Here is an 18,075-nt window from a genome sequence, read left to right on the forward strand (position 1 = left end):
GGGAAACGGCCATGCCCGTATTCGTAGGACGGACGCCCGAGGCGGAGGTGCTGCGGCCGCACGCCGAGCACGCCTTCGCGGCCGAACTGGCGGCGCTGGCCGCGCAGGACGACCGCCCGCGTCCGGACCGCTGGAAGCTGTCGCCGTGGGCCGTCGCCACCTACCTGCTCGGCGGCACCCTGCCCGACGGCACGGTGATCACCCCGAAGTACGTCGGGCCGCGCGGCATCGTCGAGGTCGCCGTCAGCACCCTCGCCACCGACCGCGCCCTGCTCCTGCTCGGCGTGCCCGGCACCGCGAAGACCTGGGTGTCCGAGCACCTCGCCGCCGCCGTCAGCGGCGACTCGACCCTGCTGGTGCAGGGCACGGCCGGCACCCCCGAGGAAGCGATCCGCTACGGCTGGAACTACGCACGGCTCCTCGCTCACGGCCCCAGCCGGGACGCCCTCGTGCCCAGCCCCGTCATGCGGGCCATGGCGGAGGGGATGACGGCCCGGGTGGAGGAGCTGACCCGCGTCCCGGCCGACGTGCAGGACTCCCTGATCACGATCCTGTCGGAGAAGACCCTGCCGATACCGGAGCTGGGCCAGGAGGTGCAGGCGGTCCGGGGCTTCAACCTGATCGCCACCGCCAACGACCGCGACCGCGGCGTCAACGACCTCTCCAGCGCCCTGCGCCGCCGCTTCAACACCGTGGTCCTGCCGCTGCCGCGGACCACCGAGGCCGAGGTCGACATCGTCACGCGCCGCGTCGACCAGCTCGGCCGCTCCCTCGACCTGCCGTCGGCACCCGACGGCGCCGACGAGATCCGCCGTGTCGTCACCGTCTTCCGCGAGCTGCGCGACGGGCTCACGAGCGACGGCCGCACGAAGATCAAGTCGCCCAGCGGCACACTGTCCACGGCCGAGGCCATCTCCGTCGTCACCGGCGGCCTCGCGCTGGCCGCCCACTTCGGCGACGGGGTGCTGCGACCCGGCGACGTCGCCGCCGGCGTCCTCGGCGCGGTCGTGCGCGACCCGGGCACCGATCGCGTCGTCTGGCAGGAGTATCTGGAGACGGTCGTGCGCGAGCGCGACGGCTGGCACGACTTCTACCGGGCCTGCCGGGAGGTGACCGCGTGAACACCATGCGGACGCGGACGCGGACGCGACGCGGAACGGGGACGACCTTGGCCGCCATGACGGGAAGCGCCGGGGACTCGGCCTGGACCCGTGGGCGAGGGGGGACACCGTGACGGGCGCCGACCGGGCCGGGAGCGGCGGATCCGGCCCGCCGGGGAGCGCGGCGGACGCGGGGAAGCCCGACGGCGGGCCGCTGCTGCTGGGCGTACGCCACCACGGGCCGGGGTCGGCCCGGGCGGTGCGGGCCGCCCTGGACGCGGCCGGGCCGGGGGTCGTGCTGATCGAAGGGCCCCCGGAGGCCGACGTCCTGATCCCGCTGGCCGCCGACCAGGACATGCGGCCGCCGGTCGCGCTCCTCGCCCACGCCGTGGACGAACCCGGCCGCTCCGCCTTCTGGCCGCTGGCCGAGTTCTCCCCGGAATGGGTGGCCGTCCGCTGGGCCCTCGAACACGACGTCCCCGCCCGCTTCGTCGACCTCCCGGCCGCGCACACGCTGACATGGCGGGCGGCGGACGACCGCACGGCCGACCGGGACACGGCTGACCAGGGCACGACAGACCGGGACACGGCCGACGAACCGGCCCCCGCCTCCTTCGCCGACGTCCGGGGCGATCCGCTCGCCGCCCTCGCCGAGGCCGCCGGCCACGACGATCCGGAGCGCTGGTGGGAGGACGTGGTCGAGCACCGGGGCGCGGGAGCCGGCGACGCGCTCGCTCCGTTCGCGGCGCTCGAGGAGGCGATGGGAGCGCTGCGGGAGACCGAGAACGACGTCGAGCGGGACGGGGACGGGGACGGCGGGCACGACCGGGACCTCGTCAGGGAGGCCTACATGCGGCTCCAGGTCCGGGCGGCGCGGCGGGAGTTCCCCCGGGGGGTGGCCGTGGTCTGCGGGGCGTGGCACGTGCCCGCGCTGCGGCGCAGGACCACCGTCGCCGCCGACCGCGCCCTGTTGAGGGGGCTGCCCAGGACCAAGGTGGACATGACCTGGGTGCCCTGGACGCATCGCCGACTGTCGCGGACCGGCGGGTACGGGGCGGGCATCGAGTCGCCGGGCTGGTACGCGCATCTGTTCGCCGCCCCCGACCGGCCCGTGGAGCGCTGGCTGACCAAGGTGGCCGGACTGCTGCGGGAGGAGGACAGGATCGTCTCCCCGGCGCACGTCGTCGAGGCGACGCGGCTGGCCGGCACGCTCGCGGCGGTGCGCGGGCGTCCGCTGCCCGGACTGGGCGAGACGACGGATGCCGTACGGGCGGTGATGTGCGACGGCTCGGACGTGCCGCTGGCCCTGGTCCACGACCGCCTGGTGGTGGGGGACGTACTGGGGGAGGTCCCGGCGGGGGCGCCCGCGGTGCCGTTGCAGCGGGACCTGACCAGGCTCCAGCGGCGGCTGCGGCTCAAGCCCGACGCCGCGCGGCGGGAGCTGGACCTGGACCTGCGCAGGGACACCGACGCGGAGCGCAGCAGGCTGCTGCACCGGCTGCGGCTGCTCGGCGTCGACTGGGGCGAGCCGGCCGCCTCGCGCGGTACGGGCACGTTCCGGGAGACGTGGCGGCTGCGGTGGGAGCCGGAGCTGTCGGTACGGATCGCCGAGGCGGGGGTGTGGGGCACGACCGTCCTGTCCGCCGCGACCGCCAGGGCCGAGGCGGACGCCGTCACCGCGCGGGGCCTCGCCGAGGTCACCGCCCTCGCCGAACGCTGCCTGCTGGCCGACCTGCCGGACGCGCTCTCGCCCGTGATGCGGATACTCGCCGACCGGGCGGCCCTCGACACGGACGTCGGCCACCTCGCCCAGGCCCTGCCCGCCCTCGTCCGCTCGCTGCGCTACGGCGATGTGCGCGGCACGGACACCGGAGCCCTGGCCGAGGTCGCCGCCGGTCTCGCCGAGCGCGTCTTCGTCGGCCTGCCGGCTGCCTGCACCGCCCTGGACGCCGACGCGGCCGAGGAGATGCGCGGGCACGTGGACGCCGTGCACGGGGCGGTGGGCCTGCTCGGCGACGCCCCCGCACCGGGCCACGGCGACCTGCGCTCCCGCTGGCGGGCCGTGCTGCGGACCCTGTCCACGCGGGACACCGTGTCCGGCGTCGTCCGCGGACGTGCCGTACGGCTCCTGCTGGACGACGGCCGACTGGCTCACGACGAGGCGGCGCGGCTCATGGGCCTGGTGCTGTCCCCGGGGACGCCACCCGCGGACGCGGCGGCCTGGATCGAGGGCTTCGTCGGCGGCGGCTCGGGCGGCGGCATGCTCCTCCTGCACGACGAGCGGCTGCTCGGCCTGATCGACGCCTGGCTGACCGGCGTGCCCGCGGACGCCTTCACGGACGTACTGCCCCTGCTGCGCCGTACCTTCTCCGCCTACGAGCCCGGGGTGCGCCGCGGCCTCGGCGAGCTGGTCCGGCGCGGGCCCGGCGCGCGGGGGAGCGTGACGGCGGCCGGTACGGCCACGGCGGGCTTCGGGCCCGGCCTCGACACGGCGCGGGCCGACGCGGTGCTGCCCGTGGTCCGGCTGCTGCTGGGCCGGGACACGCAGGCCGGGACGGACACGGGCACCGGAGCCACCGGGCCCGGCCCGACGGGCGAGGACGGACGGCCGCCGGGGCCCGGTGGCAACGACCTGGTGGGGGCGGAGACGTGACGACGACCGAACCGGTGGAATGCGACGCGACGCAGGAGCGGCTGCGGCGATGGCGTCTGGTCCTGGGCGGCGGCCCGGCCGACGGCACCGGTCACGCGCCGCACGGACGGGACGCCGCGATGGACGGCGCGCTCACCGCCCTCTACGGAAAGGGGGAGGGACCGCGCGCGGGGCGGGACCGTTCGGCGGGGCTCGGGGCCTCCGCGCCCGCCGTGGCGCGCTGGCTGGGGGACATCCGGACCTACTTCCCCTCCTCCGTCGTGCGGATCATGCAGCGGGACGCGATCGACCGCCTCGGGCTCGCCACGCTCCTGCTGGAGCCGGAGATGCTGGCGGCCGTGGAGGCCGACGTGCACCTCGTCGGCGCCCTGCTGTCCCTGAACAAGGCCCTGCCGGAGACGACGAGGGAGACGGCGCGGGCCGTCGTGCGCAAGGTCGTCGAGGACCTGGAGGAGCGGCTCGCCACCCGTACGCGTGCCGCGCTGACCGGGGCCCTGGACCGCGGCGCACGCACCAGCCGCCCCCGTCACCACGACATCGACTGGAACCGCACGATCGCGGCCAACCTCAGGCACTACCTGCCGGAGCACCGGACCGTCGTGCCGGAGCGGCTCGTCGGTTACGGGCGGGCGTCCCGCTCGGTGAGGAAGGAGGTCGTCCTCTGCGTCGACCAGTCCGGGTCGATGGCGGCGTCCGTCGTGTACGCGTCCGTGTTCGGCGCGGTGCTGGCGTCCATGCGCGCGATCGACACCCGGCTCGTCGTCTTCGACACGTCGGTCGTCGACCTCACCGACCAGCTCGACGACCCGGTCGACGTGCTCTTCGGCACCCGCCTGGGGGGTGGTACGGACATCAACCGCGCGCTGGCCTACTGCCAGTCGCGGATCACCCGGCCCACGGAGACGGTGGTCGTGCTGATCAGCGACCTGTACGAGGGAGGCATACGGAACGAGATGCTCAAGCGGGTCGCGGCGATGAAGGCGGCGGGGGTGCAGTTCGTGACGCTGCTCGCGCTGTCCGACGAGGGGACGCCCGCGTACGACCGGGACCACGCGGCGGCGCTCGCCGCGCTCGACGCACCGGCCTTCGCCTGCACGCCCGATCTCTTCCCGGAGGTGATGGCGGCGGCGATCGAGAAGCGCCCCCTGCCGATACCGGACGCGGGCTGACGACTTGTCGATCCGGGGCGGCCCGATTCGGGTGGGCAAAGGGGATATGACGGGCCGTCGGTGCGGCCGGGCTTGCGCGACCTCCGGATCCCCGTGCGAGTATCGCGCGGCGTGTCGACGCGATGTCCGACGCGCGGCCCGTTCCGCCGCACGGGAGGAACCTCCCCCTCTTGATCTGGTCAGCTGCCCTGCCCGATGCCGCTCCGCGCGTGGTGCGCGTCGGGTTCGGTCCGCAGCCCCGCGTCGGAGCGGTGCCCGAGGCGCACACAGGCACCGACCGGGCCGGGCCCGCGCCCACCGAGTACGCCCCCTCCCGCCACGCACCCACCGGCGACCCCGACGGCGCGCTCGGCTCCGCGTCCGGCGCCGACCGGGGGACGCCGCGGCACGGGGACGTACGCGCGGTCGCCCCACAGCCCCGGATCACGTTCCGGCCCCTGTCCGAAGCCCCGGAGCGAGTCGACGCGCCCGCGGTCCGGGAGCCGTACCGCGACATCCCCGTCTCTCCCGCCTGAACGTCCGCTCCCGCCGCCGCGCCCGCCACGCAACACAGCCCCCTCCGCGCTCGCCGCCCGGACGCCCCCGCGTCCGCCCCCCACGGTTCGGCATCCCGTCCCGGCACCCCGGAACACCCCGCCCGGTGTCCGGGGCACGCCACCGGCGCCTCGTGGCCACCTCCGCGGCAGGCACCGACTTCTCCGCGGCAGGCACCGACCCCGCGGGGGGCCAGGCCCCGGACACGGCCGAAAGCCGTCGGCCTCCGGAGGGCCGAACCCCCGCGGTCCGGGTCGGCAGGTCCCCATTGGGGTGGGGATCAGCCGGCCCGCACCCCGGGCGGACCGCACCCGTGCGGCCCGCCCGGGAGCCCACGGGCCTCACCGGGTCCAACCCCAACCCGGTGAGGCCCTCCACCGACGCGCGGAGAGGCTCCGTATCCGACTCACACCCGGCACGGCGTGCCAGTGAGCGCGGCATCATGTGACAGGCATCACCGCTCAGGTGTGACCCACGATTTAGAGACCCTCCGCATGCGGCGATAACCTGCGAGACGGACATGCCGCGCGCTCGGACACCGTGTGCGCCCCCCTTGTGACTCACAGCGGACGTCACGTTGCCCTTCGCGGCACGCCCACGCATCCAACGAACCGCGAGATCACTGATAGGGACGGAAGCGCGTGGACCTGTTCGAGTACCAGGCGAGGGACCTCTTCGCCAAGCACGATGTACCGGTGCTGGCCGGTGAAGTCATCGACACGCCTGAGGCGGCGCGCGCGATCACCGAGGGTCTGGGCGGCAAGTCCGTCGTCAAGGCTCAGGTGAAGGTCGGTGGCCGCGGCAAGGCCGGCGGCGTGAAGCTCGCCGCCTCGGCGGACGAGGCCGTCGCCCGCGCGACGGACATCCTCGGCATGGACATCAAGGGCCACACGGTCCACAAGGTGATGATCGCCGAGACCGCCCCCGAGATCGTCGAGGAGTACTACGTCTCCTTCCTCCTCGACCGTGCCAACCGCACCTTCCTCTCCATCGCCTCCGTCGAGGGCGGCATGGAGATCGAGGAGGTGGCGGCCACCCGTCCGGAGGCCGTCGCCAAGACCCCGATCGACGCGATCGACGGCGTGACGCCCGAGAAGGCGCGCGAGATCGTCGAGGCCGCGAAGTTCCCGGCCGAGGTCGCCGACAAGGTCGCCGACATCCTGGTCAAGCTGTGGGACACCTTCATCAAGGAGGACGCCCTCCTGGTCGAGGTCAACCCGCTGGCCAAGGTCGTCTCCGGCGACGTCCTCGCCCTGGACGGCAAGGTGTCGCTGGACGACAACGCCGAGTTCCGTCACCCCGACTTCGAGGCCCTCCACGACAAGGCCGCGGCCAACCCGCTCGAGGCCGCCGCCAAGGAGAAGAACCTCAACTACGTCAAGCTCGACGGCGAGGTCGGCATCATCGGCAACGGCGCGGGTCTCGTCATGAGCACCCTGGACGTCGTCGCGTACGCCGGTGAGGCGCACGGCAACGTCAAGCCCGCCAACTTCCTGGACATCGGTGGCGGCGCCTCCGCCCAGGTCATGGCGAACGGCCTGGAGATCATCCTCGGCGACCCGGACGTCCGCTCCGTGTTCGTCAACGTCTTCGGCGGCATCACCGCCTGCGACGAGGTCGCCAACGGCATCGTCCAGGCGCTGAAGCTCCTGGAGGACCGCGGCGAGAAGGTCGAGAAGCCGCTCGTCGTCCGTCTCGACGGCAACAACGCCGAGCTGGGCCGCAAGATCCTCACCGACGCCGACCACCCGCTGGTCCAGCGCGTCGACACCATGGACGGCGCGGCCGACAAGGCCGCCGAGCTGGCTCACGCCGCCGCCAAGTAAGCACTCAGGACGAGGACACCAACACACCATGGCTATCTGGCTCAACAAGGACAGCAAGGTCATCGTCCAGGGCATGACCGGCGCCACCGGCATGAAGCACACCAAGCTCATGCTCGGTGACGGCACCGAGGTCGTGGGCGGCGTGAACCCGCGCAAGGCGGGCACCTCCGTGGACTTCGACGGCAACGAGGTACCGGTCTTCGGCACCGTCAAGGAGGCCATCGAGAAGACCGGCGCCAACGTCTCCGTCATCTTCGTGCCGGAGAAGTTCACCAAGGACGCCGTCGTCGAGGCCATCGACGCCGAGATCCCGCTGGCCGTCGTCATCACCGAGGGCATCGCCGTGCACGACTCGGCCGCCTTCTGGTCGTACGCCGGCAAGAAGGGCAACAAGACCCGGATCATCGGCCCGAACTGCCCCGGCATCATCACCCCGGGCCAGTCCAACGTCGGCATCATCCCGGGCGACATCACGAAGCCGGGCCGCATCGGCCTGGTCTCGAAGTCCGGCACGCTGACGTACCAGATGATGTACGAGCTGCGTGACATCGGCTTCTCGACCGCCGTCGGCATCGGTGGCGACCCGATCATCGGCACCACGCACATCGACGCGCTCGCCGCGTTCGAGGCCGACCCCGACACCGACCTGATCGTCATGATCGGCGAGATCGGCGGCGACGCCGAGGAGCGTGCGGCGGAGTACATCTCGAAGAACGTGACCAAGCCGGTCGTCGGCTACGTCGCGGGCTTCACCGCGCCCGAGGGCAAGACCATGGGCCACGCCGGCGCCATCGTCTCCGGTTCGTCCGGCACCGCCCAGGCGAAGAAGGAGGCCCTGGAGGCCGCCGGCGTCAAGGTCGGCAAGACGCCGACCGAGACGGCGAAGCTCGCCCGCGCCATCCTGGCCGGCTGACACCGGACCGGAGCGCAGGCCGAGCGCCTGTTCCACGCCGAGTGGCCCGCCCCCTGCTCACGGGGGCGGGCCACTCGGCGTTCCGGGCGCCACGTCATTCGAGGCTCGGGCTCAGCCGTTCGGGCCCGTCCTGCATCTGGTCGCGCAGCTTCCGCCGCAGCTCCAGCTCCTCGTCCGACAGCGCCCCCTGCACCACCCTGGGCGGTACCCCGCGCACCGCCTTCCCGGGGGACACGGGCGGTTCGTAGTGCGTCGGCGCGGTGCGCAGGGTCAGTGTGGTGGTGCCGATGAGGGCGACCGTGAAGGCGATCGCGGCCCGGGTCCAGAACCGGTTCCGGCGTTCGCCGACGGTGCGCACCGTCGGCGGCAGCGTCGTCCGCAGCCGCTCGTTCGACGCCAGCTCGGCCAGCCGCCGGTGCAGCACCTGCGGGTCGGCCAGGGCGGGCAGCCGGTCGGCGACGGCCTCGCGGGCGTGCAGCAGCCGGTTCGCCGCCGCCGGGGTGCTCGCCTCCGTCTCCGCCGCCGTCTCGGGCAGGTCCAGGCCCACCCCGTCGTACAGCACGAGCGTGCGGCGGTGCCTCGGAGGGAGCCGGAGCAGGGTGTTCAGCAGGGTGCGGTCGCCGGGGTCGGCGGGCGGCGGCTCCGGGTGCCGGTGCCGCGGGCGGAACCGCTGCCAGGGCGAGAGCGCGTACTCGTACGCCGTCGCCCGCACCCAGCCCACCGGGTCGCGGTCGCGGGCCACCTCGGGCCAGTGCTCCCAGGCCGCCTGGAAGGCCCGTTCCACCGACTCGCGCGCCTGCTCACGGCGGCCGGTCAGCAGGAAGGTCTGCCGTACGAGGGCGGGGGCGCCGAACTCGTACAGCGCGTCGAAGGCCTGAGCGGGCGTCAGCGCGAGGGGCTGCGGGTCCGGTCGCGGCTGCGGCTCCGGCGCGCGCTCCGGTCGCGGTTTCGCCTCCGGCCCCGGCTGCGGCTGAGGCTGGGCGTGCGTCTCCGGGGTGGTTTCCGGTTCCGCTTCCCGTACCGGCCCCGAATCCGGCTCCTCCTCGGGCGTCCGCGTCGCCCGTCCCGCCGGGTCCTCCCCGGCCAGCGTCGCCAGCAACTTCGCGTACGCCTCCCGTTTCCGGCCTCGCGGAGTCGTGCGGCCGCTCTCCCACGCGCGGACCGTCCCGGGGGCGACGCCCACCCGCGTACCGAGCTGAGCCTGTGTCAGTGCGGCCGTCTCCCGCAGGCGTCGGCGTTCCTTGGGGGGTGGGAGCGGGGTCGCGGGGCCGCGTGTCACAGGACACCCCTTCGTACGAAAAAGTACATAAACATATATTGAGCGACACAACGGGGCTTCGCTCGTTACGCCGGGAAAGCGCGTGTCGTTGGGAGCATGACGGGCGTGATCCATACGACCGCTCGCCCGAACCCGTTCTCCCTGCTGCGCACCCGGTGGCGCGACCGGTCGCCCGGGCTGGCCGCCGGCCTCCTGGGCGGCGTGTTCGCGGCGGTCCTCGGACTGGCGGCGTGCGCCGCGCTCGTGACGTTGCTGTGGATCAGTTCGCCCTACCCCGACAGCGGTCCCGGCGGCGCCCTCCACGTCGCCGCGGCGCTGTGGACGCTGGCGCACGGGGCGGAACTGATGCGGGCCGACACGCTCTCCGGCGCCCCCGCGCCCGTGGGCGTCACCCCGCTGCTGCTGCTCCTCCTGCCGGTGTGGCTGCTGCACCGCGCGGCGCGGGACGCCACGGACGCCGGGGACGGCGTGGGCGTGGCCGTGGGAGCGGCGCCGAAGGCGGGGGCCGGGGTCCGCCCGGCGTGGATGGCGGGCCTCCCGGACACCGGACCGCCACCCGTTTCGGCCCGCGTGGCCTGGACGGGGGTCGTCCTCGGATACCTCGCCGTCGCCCTGCCCGTCGTGCTGTACGCGCAGGGCGGCGCGCTGCGGCCCTCGTGGTGGTGGGCGGCGGTGTGCCTGCCGCTGGTCGCCATGGGCGCGGCGGGCGCCGGTGTGTGGACGGCGTTCGGCCGGCCGGGCGGGCCGGTGGGGCGGGCGCTGCGCGTGCTTCGCGGAAGCTGCGCGAGCTGATGGTGGAACCGGACGCGCGCCTGGGCGCCGCGACGCGCGCCGCGGGCGCCGGTGCGGCGGTGCTCGTCGGAGGCGGGGCGCTGCTGCTCGCGGTGTCCCTGGTGTGGCACGGGCCCGAAGCGGGGGAGGCGTTCCGGCGGTTGACCGAGGGGTGGTCGGGGCGGTTCGCCGTACTGCTGCTCTGTCTGACGCTGGTGCCGAACGCGGCGGTGTGGGCGGCGGTGTACGCCCTCGGCCCCGGCTTCGTGCTCGGTACCGGGCATGTCGTGGGCCCGCTCTCCTCCACGCCCGCGCCACTGCTGCCGCCGTTTCCGCTGCTGGCGGCGGTGCCGGACGCGGGTCCCGGAGCGCCGCTGCACTGGGCGGCCGGGGCGGTGCCGCTGGCGGCCGGGGCGGTGGTCGGGTGGTTCACGGCACGGACCGCGACGGCGGGTACCGCGGATACGGCGGGTACCGCGGATACGGCGGGTACGGCAGCTCCGGCGCGTGGGGCGGCCGGGCCGGTGGCGCTGCGGGCGGAGGAGGTCGCCGAGGCGTGGTCGTGGCGGCGGACGGCTGCCGCCGCCGTCGTGGCCGCCGTCCTGTGCGCGGGACTCGTCGCCCTGCTGGCCGCGTTCGCGGGCGGACCGCTGGGCAACGCCGCCCTCGCCCGCTTCGGACCGGTGTGGTGGCAGGCGGGGGGCGCGACGCTGGCGTGGGTCGGGCTGGTCGCGGTGCCCGTGGCGGTGGTGGCGAGGGCGTGGCGGTGCCGGGGAGCTGCCGCTCGGGAAGCCGGGGCGAAGGGCGGAGTGAAGAGCCGGACGGCGGCCGGGGTGAAGGCCGGGACGGCGGCGGGGACGGCGGCCGGGGTGAAGAGCGGGACGACGGCCGGGGTCAAGGGCGGGACGACGGCGGGGACGGCGGCCGGGACGGCCGGGGTGAAGAGCGGGACGACGGCGGGGACGACGGCCGGGGTGAAGAGCGGGACGGCGGCCGGGGCGCAGAGCAGGGCGACGGCCGGGGCGCGGAGCGGGGTGGGGGCCGGGGCTCCCGGGCCGGCCGGCGGGGATGCCCGCCCGCGTCGGTGGGTGCCGGCGTCGTGGCCCTCCGTGCGGTGGGGGCGGAAACGGGAGACGAAGGACGCGGGGGCCGGGCCGGACGAGGACTCGGTGCCGTTCCGGTTGTACGGCGACGACGGTGACGGCGGCGCCGGATACGACCTGCTGCCGGCCGACGGTCCCGCCGAGTCGTCACACGGCGGGACATGAGGGCGGGCGGGGACGGCGGTCCGTAGAGGGGCCCTCTTCGCCCCGCTGCCGTCCCTCGCCCGACCGAAGGGCTTCAGTCCCCCGAGCCCAGCAGGTCCCGCAGTTGTTCCGGCAGGTGGCGCTCGCAGGACTGCTCCGCGGCGTTGGTCAGGGCGTCGTCGCGGCAGGTGTAGTAGTCGCTGTAGACCAGCTGGGCGCTGAAGGACGCGGCGACCAGGAGGATGGCCAGGGACGACGTGACCAGGCCGCTGATCGCGGCGGTGCGCTGCGGGCGGCCGCTCTGCTGCTCGGCCTGCGGGGCCGCCGGGGTGTCCGGGTCGGCGGCGGCGCGGGGCTTGGCGCGCAGCGAGCTGATGCCCCAGTACAACGACAGGGCGCCCAGCAGCAGGGCCACGTACGGCCAGGTGAAGAGGGCGAAGAAGAGGGCCCACATGCCGCTCAGCAGGGCGTAGCGGGCACGCCGCTGGGCCGGGTCCTTCGGGTCCCAGCGCGGACCCCCACCGCCGCCGCCCGGTCCCTCGGGCCCCGCACCGCCGGGCCGCTCGCCGAAGCCGCCGGGGGACCGGCCGGGCTGCCGGTCGCTCCACCGGCCGCCCCACGGGGAGCCGCCCTGCGAGCCGCCGCCCCGGGAGTCGTCGTCGCCCGACGGATGCCGCGGCTGCCAGGGCTGGTCCGGGGTGCCCTCGGCGGGCGGCGCGAACGGATTGTCCTTGTCGGCGGCGCCGTCCTGCTCGCCGCCGTCCCTCCGGTCCGAGGGGGTGTCCGGCGGTGACGAGGGGCGCTCCCGCAGCAACACGGTGCTGCGCTCCCCTGGCTGTGCCGACTGACGGGGGAGCGTGAGCAGTCGCAGGCTGCGGTCCGGCATCAACTGAGCGTCTTCCCCTTGGCGACGATGAACGGGTGGCGGGTGGAGCGGGCGAGCTGTGGAACGGGCGAACTGGTCGGTACGTCTGGTGAACGCGCGACGCACGGGCGGCGTTCCCGCTCCGGCTCCAGGCAGACGCTACCTTCCGGCCGCGCCCCCGTCCCGAGGGGGCCGTCCGGTGTGCCGGTATCGTTGCTGACGGTCGGCCGCTTCGTAGACTTCCCCGTATCCCGGGGCGCGATGCATTCGTACGACCGTACAAACGACCCGCTCCCCCCGAGAAAGGCCCCACCGTGGCCGCCAAGCCCGTGGACCGGCGAGCCAAGCGCCTCGTCGTGCTGGTCTCCGGATCCGGCACCAACCTCCAGGCGATCCTCGACGAGATCGCCGCCGCCGGCGCCGAGGTCTACGGAGCCGAGGTCGTGGCCGTCGGCGCCGACCGCGACGGCATCGAGGGGCTCGCCCGCGCCGAGCGCGCCGGCCTGACGACCTTCGTGCGAAAGGTCAGGGACTACGGCACCCGCCAGGAGTGGGACGCGGCGCTCACCGACGCCGTCGCGGCCCACGAGCCGGACCTCGTCGTCTCGGCCGGGTTCATGAAGATCGTGGGGAAGGAGTTCCTCGCGCGGTTCGGCGGGCGGTTCGTCAACACCCACCCCGCCCTCCTCCCCAGCTTCCCGGGGGCCCACGGTGTGCGGGACGCGCTCGCGTACGGCGCCAGGGTCACCGGCTGCACCGTCCACTTCGTCGACGACGGCGTCGACACCGGGCCGATCATCGCGCAGGGCGTGGTGGAGGTCCGGGACGAGGACTACGAAGACGAAGGTGCCGCTCTGCACGAGCGCATCAAGGAAGTCGAGCGAAGGCTGCTCGTCGATGTCGTGGGGCGGCTCGCCCGCAACGGCTATCGCATTGAGGGACGAAAGGTAGTTATCCAGTGACCGCCACCGCCACCGCCGAGAGCAACAAGCGGGCCATCCGACGGGCGCTCGTCAGCGTCTACGACAAGACCGGGCTCGAGGACCTCGCCCGCGGGCTGCACGAGGCGGGCGTCGAACTCGTCTCCACCGGGTCGACCGCCGGGCGGATCGCCGCCGCCGGTGTCCCCGTCACCAAGGTCGAGGAGCTGACCGGCTTCCCGGAGTGCCTGGACGGCCGCGTCAAGACCCTGCACCCCAAGGTCCACGCGGGCATCCTCGCCGACCTGCGCCTGGAGAGCCACCGGCAGCAGCTCGACGAGCTGGGCGTGGCCCCGTTCGACCTGGTCGTGGTCAATCTGTACCCGTTCCGCGAGACCGTCGCCTCGGGCGCCACCGCCGACGAGTGCGTCGAGCAGATCGACATCGGCGGCCCCTCGATGGTCCGCGCCGCCGCCAAGAACCACCCGTCGGTGGCCGTGGTCACCAGCCCCGCCCGGTACGCCGACGTGCTCTCGGCGGTCAAGGACGGCGGCTTCGACCTGGCCGCCCGGAGGCGCCTGGCCGCCGAGGCCTTCCAGCACACCGCCGCGTACGACGTGGCCGTCGCCTCCTGGTTCGCCGCCGAGTACGCCCCGGTCGACGAGTCGGGCTTCCCGGACTTCCTCGGCGCCACCTACGAGCGCGCCCACACCCTGCGCTACGGCGAGAACCCGCACCAGCCGGCCGCGCTCTACACCTCCCCCGAGGGCGGCGGCCTCGCGCAGGCCGAGCAGCTGCACGGCAAGGAGATGTCGTACAACAACTACACGGACACGGACGCCGCCCGCCGTGCCGCGTACGACCACACCGAGCCGTGCGTCGCGATCATCAAGCACGCCAACCCGTGCGGCATCGCGGTCGGCGCGGACGTCGCCGAGGCGCACCGCAAGGCGCACGACTGCGACCCGGTCTCCGCGTACGGCGGTGTGATCGCCGTCAACCGCCCGGTCTCCAAGGAGATGGCCGAGCGGGTCGCGGGGATCTTCACCGAGGTCATCGTCGCGCCGGACTACGAGGACGGCGCGCTCGAAGCCCTCACCAAGAAGAAGAACATCCGCGTGCTGCGCGCCCCCGAGGCGCCCGCCGCCCCGGTCGAGGTCAAGCCCATCGACGGCGGAGCCCTCCTCCAGGTCACCGACCGCCTCCAGGCCGAGGGCGACGACCCCGCCACCTGGACCCTCGCCACCGGTGAGGCACTGTCCGAGGCGGAGCTGGCCGAGCTGTCCTTCGCCTGGAAGGCCTGCCGGGCCGTCAAGTCCAACGCGATCCTCCTCGCCAAGGACGGCGCCTCCGTCGGCGTCGGCATGGGCCAGGTCAACCGCGTCGACTCCGCGAAGCTCGCGGTGGAGCGCGCCGGTGCCGAGCGGGCGCAGGGGGCGTACGCCGCCTCCGACGCCTTCTTCCCCTTCCCGGACGGCCTGGAGATCCTCACCGGGGCCGGCGTGAAGGCCGTGGTCCAGCCCGGCGGTTCGGTCCGCGACGAGCTGGTCGTCGAGGCCGCGAAGAAGGCCGGCGTGACGATGTACTTCACGGGCACGCGGCACTTCTTCCACTGACACCGGCACCGGTACCGGCACAAACACCGGCACCGGCACGGACACCGACGCGGCCGAGGCGGCCCCCGGTCCCCTCGGCGGAGGGAACCGGGGGCCGCCTCATGGGCAGACCCGGGCCGGCGGATCAGCAGGGGCGCAGCGACCAGATCGGGTCCCAGGTCGCCGTGCCCGCCTGGTAGGCCGTGGACGTCCAGCGGACGCTGCCGTCCTTGTTGAAGAACTTGGCGACCGTGCCCGGCGTCTGGTTGTTGGTGAAGGGGCCGTTGCCGGTCCAGTTGGTCAGGTTCCACGTCTGGCACTTGTAGAAGTCGAACTTCGTGCCGTTGACGATCATGCACAGGTGGCCGTAGTCGCAGGCCAGGTCCTGGGCGCCCTTGGTCCTGGGCGCGTCCGTCACGGTCAGGCCCTCGTACTCGACCGCGTCGGCGGTCACGCGCCGGGGCGTCGGGCTGTCGGCCAGCACCCGGTCGGCCTTCTGCTGGAGGCCGGTCACCCGGGTGCCGTCCGGGCCGTCGGCGGCCGTGGCCGCGACCGTCGAGCTCGCGGCCAGGGCCGTGGCCGCGACGAGGAGTGCTGCGGACTTGATGACGTTCATCGTTGTTCCCCCGTGAATCTGGGTGTCGTGCCGCCGAAGCGGTGTGCCCACACCGTGCCCCGGAACGCCGGCCGGACGGTACCTCGGAACTCCCAGGGTCACTTCCGGCCCGAGGGCGTGTACTCCTTGAGGTGGTGAGCGACGCGGGCGGCGTAGTCGCGGTACTTCGGGGGAACCCCGCCCGCGTCGTTCACCTTCCGGTACGACGTCCGGTAGGCCACGGCGACCAGCACCCGGCGGTCGCCCTTCAGACCGGCGTCGAGACGGGGCGTGATCCAGCACAGGTAGCGGCCCATCGCCGGGACGGACTCGGCCGGCGGGAACGGCGGCCGGGGGACGCTCTCGCCCGGCGTGCCGTCCTCGTTCATCCACCAGCGCAGCACACTCGGCGTCCAGCGGGCGATGCCGTACTCGTCCTTGGCCGGGTCGGCGAGGTCCGGGTCGAAGTCGCTCTCGACCTTCAGCATGGCCGCGATCAGCACCGGGCTGACCTCCTCGCGGTCGCAGTCGTGCGCCGTCTCCACGATCAGCAGGCGGTAGGCGGGCGGCACGCCCCGGTCGGTGCGCAGTTCGGCCGCGCCGTAGGAGGCGGCGGAGACGCTCACGCCGCCGCCCCCGGCCGGGCCCGCGGCGGGCTGCCGGGCGTCGCCGGACCAGCGGACCACGCCGTACCCGAGCGCGGCGAGGGCGACCAGCCCGGCGACGGAGGCGGCGAGCACCCCGCGCCGGGGACGGACACGACGCCGCGGCGAGAACCGCGCCGCGCCGCTCGCGACGCCCGCCGCGCCCGCCACCCGCCGCAGCAGGGCGTCGGTGCCGATCCGTCCGGCGTGCGTACGGGTCAGACACGCCCGTACGATCTCCCGCCACGCCTGCGGCAGTTCGGGCGACAGCCGCAGCTCGTGGGCGCCGCGCGCGTAGGCGACGGCGGCGTCGCGGCGGGCCGTCGGGGTGCCGCCGGGCAGCGGGAAGGACCCCGTGAGCACCAGGTGGGCCAGGACACCGAAGGCCCACACGTCGGCGGACGGGCGGATCCGGCGGCCCCGTTCGCCGATCTCGGACCACAGCAGCTCGGGCGGCGTGTAGTCCGGGGTGGAGAAGGCGGGCGTGTAGGCGTGGGTGCCCTCCATCTCGGCGGCCATGTTGAAGTCCGCGAGCCGCACCGAACCGTCCGCCATCAGCAGCACGTTGGCCGGTTTCAGGTCCCCGTGCACCCACCCCGCCCGGTGCAGCTGGGCCAGCCCCGCACAGACCTGCGCGAGCAGCGCGGGCCCGGCCGGCGGGCGGGGCGAGGCGGTGAGCAGCGCGGACAGGGAGCCCTCGGCCCGCTCCAGCACGAGGACGGTCGCGCCGTCGAGCCTGCTGTCCGCGGGGTCGTCGACGGTGAGGGTCTCGTACATCCGGATCAGCCGGGGCCGGCGCAGCCGGCGCAGCAACTCGACCTCGCGCTCGACCAGGTCCCGCAGGTGGGCCAGTTGGCGCGGGGTGCCGGTGCCGGTGGGCAGGAACTTCAGCGCGGCCGTCCGCGGCAGCTCGTCGCCGGTGCCGTCCCTGCCGTCCCCGCCGACCGCGCCGTCAGTGCCGCTCGTGCCGACCGCGCCGTCCGTGCGGCGCGCGGCGTACACGCTGCCGAAGGCGCCGGTCGCGATCGGCTCGCGCACCTCCCAGCAGCCCACCCGGTACCCCCTGGGCACCGGGACGGCGTACGGCTCGCTCACCGCAACGCCTGTCCGGACGGGGCCGCGAGGACCACCAGGTCGTCCTCGCGGACCAGGTCGAAGCGGAGCGCCAGCGAGACCAGCGACTCCTTCTTGCCGTTCAGCCGGGGGCCCGGCTCGGCGGTCTCCGGGCCCGGTTTCAGGCGCAGTTTCACCGCGAGGTAGTCGATGTTCCACTGCACCGACGCACGGGAGGCGGCCGGCCACGCCGGGCGGAGCCGCTCGACGACCTGGTCCGTCGTCGGCAGCGGAGCGTGCGGCGCCCCGCGCAGCCGCGGCTCGCACAGCGCGGCCAGCACGGCGAAGTACCGCTTGGTGCGGTCGACGGAGAAGGCCGGGGCCGTCGGCTCGCCGTCGGTGCCCTCCCCGCCGCTCAGGTAGTCGTGGCGCGGCGCCCACACCTCGACCGGCAGCAGGTCGCCCGCCGCCGGCAGCACGATCCGCGAGAACTCGAACGGCACCGGGGCGTCGAGGCGGCCCGGCGCGACCTTGATGTGCTCGCCCGCGCCCTCCGGGTTCTCCACCACGTAGGTCTGGTGGGAGGAGAGGTTGCTCATGGTCCAGAAGGTGCCGTGGGCGGTGATCTCACCCGCTCTGCGGGACACCCCGTCGTGCCCGATCAGCAGTCCGACCTCGGGCACGGCCCGCCCGAAGACGAGCCGGTCGCCGGGCGCGAGCCGGAACCGGGCGCCGGTGTGTTCGACCTCCGGGGTCGGCGGAGGTACCACGATGATGCTGTACAAGGTGCGTCTCCCCGTGCCTGACGGCTACCCAGGCCAGACTAGGGCGACGCACCAGGGCCGTGCCCCCCTCGTAAGGGTGAGACACGGCCCTGTGCGGTGATTGGCGCGAACTGTTCAGTCGCCGGT

The 18,075-nt window shown here is 74.4% G+C and carries 15 protein-coding genes; 10 read left to right on the forward strand and 5 right to left on the reverse strand.

From position 1 onward, the window contains the following. The first annotated feature begins 11 nt into the window (after positions 1 to 11). The 6 genes from BJ961_RS04180 (at position 12) to sucD (ending at position 8,195) form a co-directional block, all read left to right on the forward strand. Entirely contained in the window at positions 12 to 1,121 is a 1,110-nt protein-coding gene (locus BJ961_RS04180; protein ID WP_271319945.1) for an ATP-binding protein, read from the forward strand. A gap of 109 nt (positions 1,122 to 1,230) precedes the next feature. Further along, a complete protein-coding gene (locus tag BJ961_RS04185; RefSeq protein WP_381157899.1) occupies positions 1,231 to 3,753 on the forward strand; it encodes a DUF5682 family protein in 2,523 nt (840 codons plus the stop codon). Continuing rightward, positions 3,750 to 4,922 carry a VWA domain-containing protein gene (locus tag BJ961_RS04190; protein ID WP_381157896.1) on the forward strand — a complete coding sequence of 391 codons (1,173 nt, stop codon included), beginning with the start codon at positions 3,750 to 3,752 and terminating at the stop codon, positions 4,920 to 4,922. Before BJ961_RS04185 ends, BJ961_RS04190 begins: the two co-directional genes overlap by 4 nt. A gap of 170 nt (positions 4,923 to 5,092) precedes the next feature. Then, entirely contained in the window at positions 5,093 to 5,437 is a 345-nt protein-coding gene (locus BJ961_RS04195) for a hypothetical protein (protein WP_271319946.1), read from the forward strand. A 660-nt stretch (positions 5,438 to 6,097) separates the two neighbouring features. Next, positions 6,098 to 7,282, forward strand: coding sequence for an ADP-forming succinate--CoA ligase subunit beta (sucC, locus tag BJ961_RS04200; RefSeq protein ID WP_271319947.1), 1,185 nt, complete (start codon positions 6,098 to 6,100; stop codon positions 7,280 to 7,282). A 28-nt stretch (positions 7,283 to 7,310) separates the two neighbouring features. Beyond that, entirely contained in the window at positions 7,311 to 8,195 is an 885-nt protein-coding gene (gene sucD, locus BJ961_RS04205; RefSeq protein ID WP_007444052.1) for a succinate--CoA ligase subunit alpha, read from the forward strand. A 94-nt stretch (positions 8,196 to 8,289) separates the two neighbouring features. On the opposite strand, the gene BJ961_RS04210 is transcribed toward sucD, so the two are convergent. Continuing rightward, entirely contained in the window at positions 8,290 to 9,474 is a 1,185-nt protein-coding gene (locus tag BJ961_RS04210; RefSeq protein ID WP_271319948.1) for a helix-turn-helix domain-containing protein, read from the reverse strand. Between the two features lie 96 nt (positions 9,475 to 9,570). Here BJ961_RS04210 and BJ961_RS35960 point away from each other — a divergent pair, with 96 nt between their 5' ends. Further along, positions 9,571 to 10,266 carry a cell division protein PerM gene (locus BJ961_RS35960; protein ID WP_333782075.1) on the forward strand — a complete coding sequence of 232 codons (696 nt, stop codon included), beginning with the start codon at positions 9,571 to 9,573 and terminating at the stop codon, positions 10,264 to 10,266. Next, positions 10,149 to 11,513 (forward strand): cell division protein PerM, encoded by a 1,365-nt coding sequence (locus BJ961_RS04215; protein ID WP_333782076.1) that lies wholly within the window; start codon positions 10,149 to 10,151, stop codon positions 11,511 to 11,513. Before BJ961_RS35960 ends, BJ961_RS04215 begins: the two co-directional genes overlap by 118 nt. A gap of 73 nt (positions 11,514 to 11,586) precedes the next feature. Here BJ961_RS04215 and BJ961_RS04220 read toward each other — a convergent pair whose 3' ends face one another. Beyond that, positions 11,587 to 12,378 carry a hypothetical protein gene (locus BJ961_RS04220; RefSeq protein WP_271319949.1) on the reverse strand — a complete coding sequence of 264 codons (792 nt, stop codon included), beginning with the start codon at positions 12,376 to 12,378 and terminating at the stop codon, positions 11,587 to 11,589. Between the two features lie 293 nt (positions 12,379 to 12,671). On the opposite strand from BJ961_RS04220, the gene purN reads away from it, so the two are divergent. Further along, positions 12,672 to 13,319, forward strand: a complete 648-nt coding sequence (gene purN / locus BJ961_RS04225; protein WP_271319950.1) for a phosphoribosylglycinamide formyltransferase — start codon at positions 12,672 to 12,674, stop codon at positions 13,317 to 13,319. Continuing rightward, positions 13,316 to 14,893 carry a bifunctional phosphoribosylaminoimidazolecarboxamide formyltransferase/IMP cyclohydrolase gene (gene purH / locus BJ961_RS04230; RefSeq protein WP_271319951.1) on the forward strand — a complete coding sequence of 526 codons (1,578 nt, stop codon included), beginning with the start codon at positions 13,316 to 13,318 and terminating at the stop codon, positions 14,891 to 14,893. The genes purN and purH overlap by 4 nt, the downstream gene beginning before the upstream one ends. Positions 14,894 to 15,017: 124 nt before the next feature. Here the strand turns inward: purH and BJ961_RS04235 are convergent, their stop codons facing one another. From BJ961_RS04235 to BJ961_RS04245, 3 genes are all read right to left on the reverse strand, one after another. Beyond that, on the reverse strand, positions 15,018 to 15,488 hold the full coding sequence (locus BJ961_RS04235) for a hypothetical protein (protein WP_271319952.1): 471 nt from the start codon (positions 15,486 to 15,488) through the stop codon (positions 15,018 to 15,020). Positions 15,489 to 15,586: 98 nt separating this feature from the next. Further along, entirely contained in the window at positions 15,587 to 17,206 is a 1,620-nt protein-coding gene (locus tag BJ961_RS04240) for a protein kinase domain-containing protein (RefSeq protein WP_271319953.1), read from the reverse strand. Continuing rightward, a complete protein-coding gene (locus BJ961_RS04245; RefSeq protein ID WP_271319954.1) occupies positions 17,203 to 17,949 on the reverse strand; it encodes an FHA domain-containing protein in 747 nt (248 codons plus the stop codon). Before BJ961_RS04245 ends, BJ961_RS04240 begins: the two co-directional genes overlap by 4 nt. Positions 17,950 to 18,075 lie beyond the last annotated feature (126 nt).

The sequence above is a fragment of the Streptomyces lienomycini genome (genome assembly GCF_027947595.1).
GTDB classification, from domain to species: Bacteria; Actinomycetota; Actinomycetes; order Streptomycetales; family Streptomycetaceae; genus Streptomyces; species Streptomyces lienomycini.